General features: G+C 47.1%; 6 protein-coding genes. 3 read left to right on the forward strand and 3 right to left on the reverse strand.

The window, feature by feature from the left end; translation table 11 throughout:
* Positions 1-21: 21 nt before the first annotated feature.
* From AC6I5A_RS00900 to AC6I5A_RS00910, 3 genes are read right to left on the reverse strand one after another with little or no spacing between them, the layout of a single operon-like run.
* Entirely contained in the window at positions 22-768 is a 747-nt protein-coding gene (locus AC6I5A_RS00900) for an ABC transporter ATP-binding protein (protein WP_034610646.1), read from the reverse strand.
* Complete coding sequence (locus AC6I5A_RS00905) at positions 753-1,616, reverse strand: ABC transporter permease subunit (protein ID WP_052167808.1); 864 nt, start codon at positions 1,614-1,616, stop codon at positions 753-755. Before AC6I5A_RS00905 ends, AC6I5A_RS00900 begins: the two co-directional genes overlap by 16 nt.
* A gap of 21 nt (positions 1,617-1,637) precedes the next feature.
* Positions 1,638-2,651, reverse strand: coding sequence for an ABC transporter substrate-binding protein (locus AC6I5A_RS00910; RefSeq protein WP_034610647.1), 1,014 nt, complete (start codon positions 2,649-2,651; stop codon positions 1,638-1,640).
* 195 nt (positions 2,652-2,846) lie between these two features.
* Between AC6I5A_RS00910 and AC6I5A_RS00915 the strand changes: the two genes are divergently transcribed.
* The 3 genes from AC6I5A_RS00915 to AC6I5A_RS00925 are packed head-to-tail and all read left to right on the forward strand — an operon-like array spanning position 2,847 to position 5,796.
* Positions 2,847-3,866: an HlyD family secretion protein gene (locus AC6I5A_RS00915; protein ID WP_034610649.1), complete on the forward strand. Its 1,020-nt coding sequence runs from the start codon at positions 2,847-2,849 to the stop codon at positions 3,864-3,866.
* 14 nt (positions 3,867-3,880) lie between these two features.
* Positions 3,881-4,654: an ABC transporter ATP-binding protein gene (locus tag AC6I5A_RS00920; protein WP_034610652.1), complete on the forward strand. Its 774-nt coding sequence runs from the start codon at positions 3,881-3,883 to the stop codon at positions 4,652-4,654.
* Positions 4,654-5,796 (forward strand): ABC transporter permease, encoded by a 1,143-nt coding sequence (locus tag AC6I5A_RS00925; protein WP_034610654.1) that lies wholly within the window; start codon positions 4,654-4,656, stop codon positions 5,794-5,796. The genes AC6I5A_RS00920 and AC6I5A_RS00925 overlap by 1 nt, the downstream gene beginning before the upstream one ends.
* The last annotated feature ends 96 nt before the right edge of the window (positions 5,797-5,892 follow it).

Raw genomic sequence — 5,892 nt, forward strand, 5'->3', positions numbered from 1 at the left:
AAAGAATGAGGTAGTCTCTTTTCAGATGAATGTAAATAAGTCACGTATTTTCTTTTTCAAAGTAATAAAGTCAAGTTCATCCGGGCAGCGGGGATAAGGAAACGGGACCGGGATAATTTCACGAATGCTGCCTGGTGAGGGTTGCATGATAATAATCCTTTGGCCAAGGATTAAGGCCTCATCAATATCATGGGTGACATGGATGCAGGTTTTATGAGTAGACTGCCATAATCTTAAGAAATCATTTTGGAGCTCGGAACGTGTTTGCGCGTCAAGAGCGGCAAAAGGCTCATCCAGCAGTAAAATTAGGGGCTCCGTTGCCAGAGCACGCGCGATAGCCGCCCTTTGGGCCATGCCGCCGGATAGTTGGTGAGGCATTGCTTTAGCAAACTCGCTTAAACTGACCATTTCCAACATTTCTTGGACGATATGTCGCAGAATCTTTTTTTCAACTCGCCCCTTAATCCCAAACGCAATATTCTCTTCAAGAGTGAGCCACGGAAAAAGGCGGGGTTCTTGAAAAACCATCACTCTTTCCCGACCGGTAGCCTCAATTGCTTTACCCTCAAGTAGTATTTGACCGGATGTCTGCTTCTCCAAACCGGCAATGATCCTTAGGAGGGTTGTCTTGCCGCATCCGCTGGGACCAATCAGGCAAATTAACTCGCCTGAAGAAACTTTAAAGGTAAGATCCTCCAGGACTTGAATTTGACCTTTGCCTAATTTAAAATATTTTGAAATTCCATTGATTTCTAGGAAATTTGCCATGTGGGCACCTCATGAGGATCAACCTTTTCTTGGCAAGGTAAGAATCTTTTTTCCAGATAGCGAAAAATAAAATCCAGGGAAAGACCGGTTAGGCCGATAACCAGGACTCCTACGAGCATCAAATCGGGCTGAGCCATTTCACGACCCTCCTGAATCAAATAGCCAATACCCCTGGAAGCACCGAGCATTTCTGCTGCTACCAGGGAACGCCAACTAAAACTAAGACCCAGTCTCATACCGACAAAGACGGAAGGAGCAGCCGAGGGGAGATAGACACGTGTAATCAGACCCCAGCGAGAAAGGCCGAAGGTGTAAGCCACTTCTTTCAGTTTTGGGTCAGTGCTGGCAATACCATGCAAAGTATTTAGGAATATGGGGAAAAAGGCGGAATAAACAATGATGGCAATCTTGGAAGCTTCGTCAATCCCCAGCCAAAGGATAAACATGGTAAACCAGGCGATACCCGGGACTTGCTGAAAAAAATTCAGGCAGGGCGATAAATAGCCTCGAACAGCGGGAACCAGGCCCAGTAAGAAACCTAAAGGAAGAGCGATACACAGTGCCAGGCTAAACCCGCAAACCACGCGGTACAGGCTGGCTCCTATATGTCTTAGCAGTTCACCATTCCCTGCAATAGTCAAAAGACGGTCCCAAATCTGGGAGGGCGGTGGAATGAGGTAGATATTCAACCAGCCCAAACCACTAAGAAATTCCCAAAGGACAAGAATAAATAAGGGAAGAACTAATCCCTGTAACAATTTCAGGCAAAATCGTTTTGACGCTGGTTGCCTAATCGCTCCCGTCATAGTTGAGGTTTTGTCTTTCTTGTGATTGGCGGAAGCCTTCATAGATATGACCCTCTCTAAAAATCAGTTTGTGGGAAGGTAAGTGGAATCGACTAACTCGTCCACGAGTTTATTAATGTCTACGGTGGCACGGATCATACCCTCTTTTTGTAAGAAGTCAGCAGATTTAAGTAAATCATTTTTAACTTGATTAAGACTCATCTCGAAGGTGAATTCGGGATAAAGGGCCTTCACCCCTTGGATATCCATTTGATTTTGTTTTGCGGTCATAGCCAATGCTTCTTCAAGATTGGCTTGGCTCCAATCGTTCGAAGCCTTGTGGACTTGTAAATAGCGTTTCACTATTTCAGGTTGAGTCTTAGCGAATTCACTGCGTACGGCAATGACGGTTAAGCCCGGAATTAATCCTTCCGCTGAGCGTAATTTCTGAACCTTACCGGATGCAATAGCCTTGGAAAGCAGGGGCTCAGGGAGGATGGTGGCCTGGACCTGTCCTGCGGCCAGAGCAGCTGCCCCTGCACTGGAATCCAGATCAACCAGTTCAAGGTCTTGCGTTGTCAGATTCACTTCGGATAAAGCCCGGATTAACATCTCGTGTAACATTGTTCCTTTTTGTAAAGCGATTTTCTTACCCTTGAGGTCGGCAACTGTTTTTATTGATCCATCAGGTTTAATGACCAGACTTATTCCTTTGGGAAAGCGGGAATAGGAGGAAACGATTTTGATGTCATTTCCGTTAGCTTTCGCTAAAATCGTAGAAACATAATTAAGACTATTGGAGAAATCAAGGGATTTGGCAGCAAGGGCTTCCAGTTGGTTGCTCGGGGCTGTAATCTCATGCCATTTGAACTCGATGCTATCTTTAGCAAACTCGTTTTCAAACATCTTTTTTTCTTGGGCGACGACGGAAGGGACGTTAATGGGTCGTGAGACGTACGAGGCGTTAATCGTTTTGAGTTTTTCAGCCGGGGCTTGAGCAGCATCTTTTTGGGTTGGCGCACACCCGGCAAGAATAATTGAGCAGACAAGAACAATGGTGCTTATAAGAAAAATGGATAGAGCCTTTGGACGTAACATATAATCACAATCCTTTTTAATAATTAGTATAAACTATTCTTTATTTAATGTATAGTTTATCATAACTAATTCATGTGAATCGCTCTTACCTGCATATGAGTGCAAGGATGTGGATAGTATCAGGATTGACAGGAATGCTATGTATGATAATATTCAGTGAATAGTCTTGAGTCTTAAGGAGCAGGAGGAGAAGAAATGAAAAAGAAACTTGCAGTCATTGTCGTTATTCTGGTCCTAATCACCTTATCATTCTTCGGTTACAGACATTACTATGATCGGTCTTCTGACCCGACCACTTATTCAGGTACGATTGAAGGAACGAATTTTCCAGTCCAGCCGGAACTGGGCGGTAAAATCGTCGACTTGCCGGTGCATGAAGGTCAGATGATCAAAGCCGGCGACATAATAGCCAAACTGGATGACAGTCAGGCCAAAATTGCTTTGGATTCCGCGAAGAGCCAACAGGCTCAGGCTCAAGCCAAACTCAATGAACTCTTAGGAGGGGCACGGGCGGAGGAAATTCGACGTTTGGAGTATGCCGTGACCCAGGCAAAGGCCAATCTGGCAGCTCTGGAACCCGGTCTAAAATTTGAAGGGGATAAACTGGCTGCAAATCAAAAACTTTTTGAGGGTGGAGCAATTAGTAAACAGGATTTGGATGCTCAGCAAAATAAAGTGGATACCTTGAAAGCTCAATATCAGAGTGTCCAGGCAAGCGTCGATGTAGCCCAGACCGGTCTTGACCAAGCTCACGCCGGAAATACCCAACCAACAATTCAGGCCCAGAAAGCGGCTGTGGATGTCAGCGCGCAGTCCGTAAAAACAGCAGAACTGAACTTAAGCAAATTAATCATCAAAAGCCCGGCTGCCGGTCAAGTTCTCTATCAGCATGTTGAGCCAGGTCAAGTCGTCAACCCCGGCACAACTTTGGTAACAATCCTTAATCCGGGTAGTTTGTGGATCAAAATCTATATCCCGGAAGCCAAGCTTAATCAGGTGAAAGTGGGTGGCATGGCTTCTGTCGCTGTCGATTCTTATCCCGGCCAAACGTTCAAGGCGCAAATCCAATACATCAGTACCCAAGCAGAATTCACGCCCAAGAACGTGCAGACCAAAGAGGCGAGAACGAGTACAGTTTATGCGGTCAAATTGGTTATTACCGAAGGTCAAGACCAGTTGAAAGCGGGTATGCCGGCGGATGTGACCCTGCAGTAGAGGAGTGAGGAAAAATGAAGCTGGCCATTGATTGCCAGGGCCTAAGCAAACGGTTTGGCACGTACACGGCAGTTCAAGGGGTAACCTTTCAGATCCCTCCCGGGACAATAATGGGTTTTGTCGGACCGAACGGGGCGGGTAAGACGACCATCATTCGCATGTTGTGCGGTGTTTTGGTGCCGACAGAAGGACAAGCCACCGTGCTTGATTATGACGTCCTCACTCAGCCTGAGGAAATCAAACAGCGCATCGGTTATATGTCCCAAAAGTTTAGCCTGTATGAAGATCTAATGGTAAGTGAGAATCTTGACTTTTACGCCGGGGTATACAGTTTGCGGGGGAAAAATGCGCGAGCTGAGAAAACACGGGTGATTAAACTGCTAGGTTTGGAAGACAGAACGTCGCAGCTTGTCTATGCGCTCTCCGGCGGCTGGAAACAAAGGGTGGCCTTAGGCTGCGCTTTACTGCATGGTCCACAACTGCTCATCCTGGATGAACCGACGTCTGGAGTGGATCCGGTCTCCAGGCGATTTTTCTGGGACTTGATTCATCAGCTGGCCAAAGAAGGGATGACCATTTTGGTCAGCACCCATTACATGGATGAAGCGGAAACCTGTGATTACCTGGGATTTATCTTTTACGGGCGCTTAATCGCTTTTGGTTCGCCGGCAGAGATGAAGTTAAGGGAAGCGAAAGATAATTTGGACGATCTTTTCATCTATTATGTTGAACATGAAGCTGCAGACGACCCGCGTAACCTTACCCTGAAGAAATGGGGGCGAGGCTGATGCAGCGCTTTTCCCGGGTGCGTTTTATGGCTGTCCTGAAAAAGGAATTTCTCCATATCCGGCGTGATCGGGCCAGCTTAATTATGGCTATTGCCATGCCACTTGTCATGCTCCTCATTTTTGGCTATGCTATCAACACTGATGTCGAGCACCTGCCCACGGTGGTTTGGGACCAAGCCCAAACGGCGGAGAGCAGGGAGCTGATTACGTCCATTCGCAATACTCAGTATTTAGATCCGGATAATTTCGTCCAAGGCTATGGGGAGATTGAAGGTTATTTGGACAGTGGCAAAGCGCGGGCGGCAGTGATCATTCCTCCGGATTACGGCAAGAAAATTCAGGGTATGAAACAGGCAAGAGTGCAAGTTTTGGTTGATGGCTCCGATCCCACCGTAGCGCGGGCTGCTATGTCTGCGGTGCAGATGCTTGGTCTGAACAAATCGCTGCAGCTCCAGAGTGAACGTCTTGCAACTCTGGGTACGGTAAGCGGACCGGAAATGCCGTTAAATCTGGAGACCAGGGTTTGGTATAATCCGGACATGAAATCCATGGTCTTTAATATCCCAGCCTTAATCGGTCTTATCCTGCAAAATGTGATTGCCATTCTGACTTCATTTTCTATTGTGCGGGAAAAGGAACGCGGTACCATGGAGCAATTGGTCGTCACCCCGATTCGCTCCCTGGAATTGTTGCTGGGTAAGCTCCTGCCTTTCGTATTTATCGGATTTATCTCCATGAGTTTGATTCTGGTGACGGGAATGTTCTGGTTCGGCGTTGTACCGAGCGGAAGTATTCCGCTCCTTTTCCTTCTGTCCACCATCTTCCTGGTTACCATTCTTGCTATAGGTCTCTTGATCTCCAGCATCGCCAGGACGCAGTTGCAGGCCATGCAGATGACGTTTGTTTTGCTCTTGCCTTCCATCCTGTTGTCCGGCTTTATCTTTCCCCGCGAAACAATGCCCAAGCTGCTGCAAATTATGGGCGGGTTATTTCCCTTGACCTATTTTCTGGAAATCGTACGGGGTATCTTCCTCAAAGGAGTTGGGATTCAGTATCTTTGGCAGGACACGTTGGCGTTATGTGCCTTTGCTATAGTTTTTGTGGCAATCGCGTCGGCAAAGTTCAAGAAAAACCTGGATTAGGGATGACGTGAGTCCCGCTCAGCGAGATTACACCTCTGGGCTGGAGATGGTGAAAGCAGGCGGAATGGCGAAGGAATGGTCTTAGAGGGTGCCGTG

The organism is Desulfosporosinus sp. Tol-M2 (assembly GCF_059735615.1).

Excerpts from the sequence above, each read along its gene's own strand:
- AC6I5A_RS00900 (WP_034610646.1), bottom strand. The coding sequence starts at position 768 with ATGGCAAATTTCCTAGAAATCAATGGAATTTCAAAATATTTTAAATTA.
- AC6I5A_RS00905 (WP_052167808.1), bottom strand. The coding sequence starts at position 1,616 with ATGAAGGCTTCCGCCAATCACAAGAAAGACAAAACCTCAACTATGACG.
- AC6I5A_RS00910 (WP_034610647.1), bottom strand. The coding sequence starts at position 2,651 with ATGTTACGTCCAAAGGCTCTATCCATTTTTCTTATAAGCACCATTGTT.
- AC6I5A_RS00915 (WP_034610649.1), top strand. The coding sequence starts at position 2,847 with ATGAAAAAGAAACTTGCAGTCATTGTCGTTATTCTGGTCCTAATCACC.
- AC6I5A_RS00920 (WP_034610652.1), top strand. The coding sequence starts at position 3,881 with ATGAAGCTGGCCATTGATTGCCAGGGCCTAAGCAAACGGTTTGGCACG.
- AC6I5A_RS00925 (WP_034610654.1), top strand. The coding sequence starts at position 4,654 with ATGCAGCGCTTTTCCCGGGTGCGTTTTATGGCTGTCCTGAAAAAGGAA.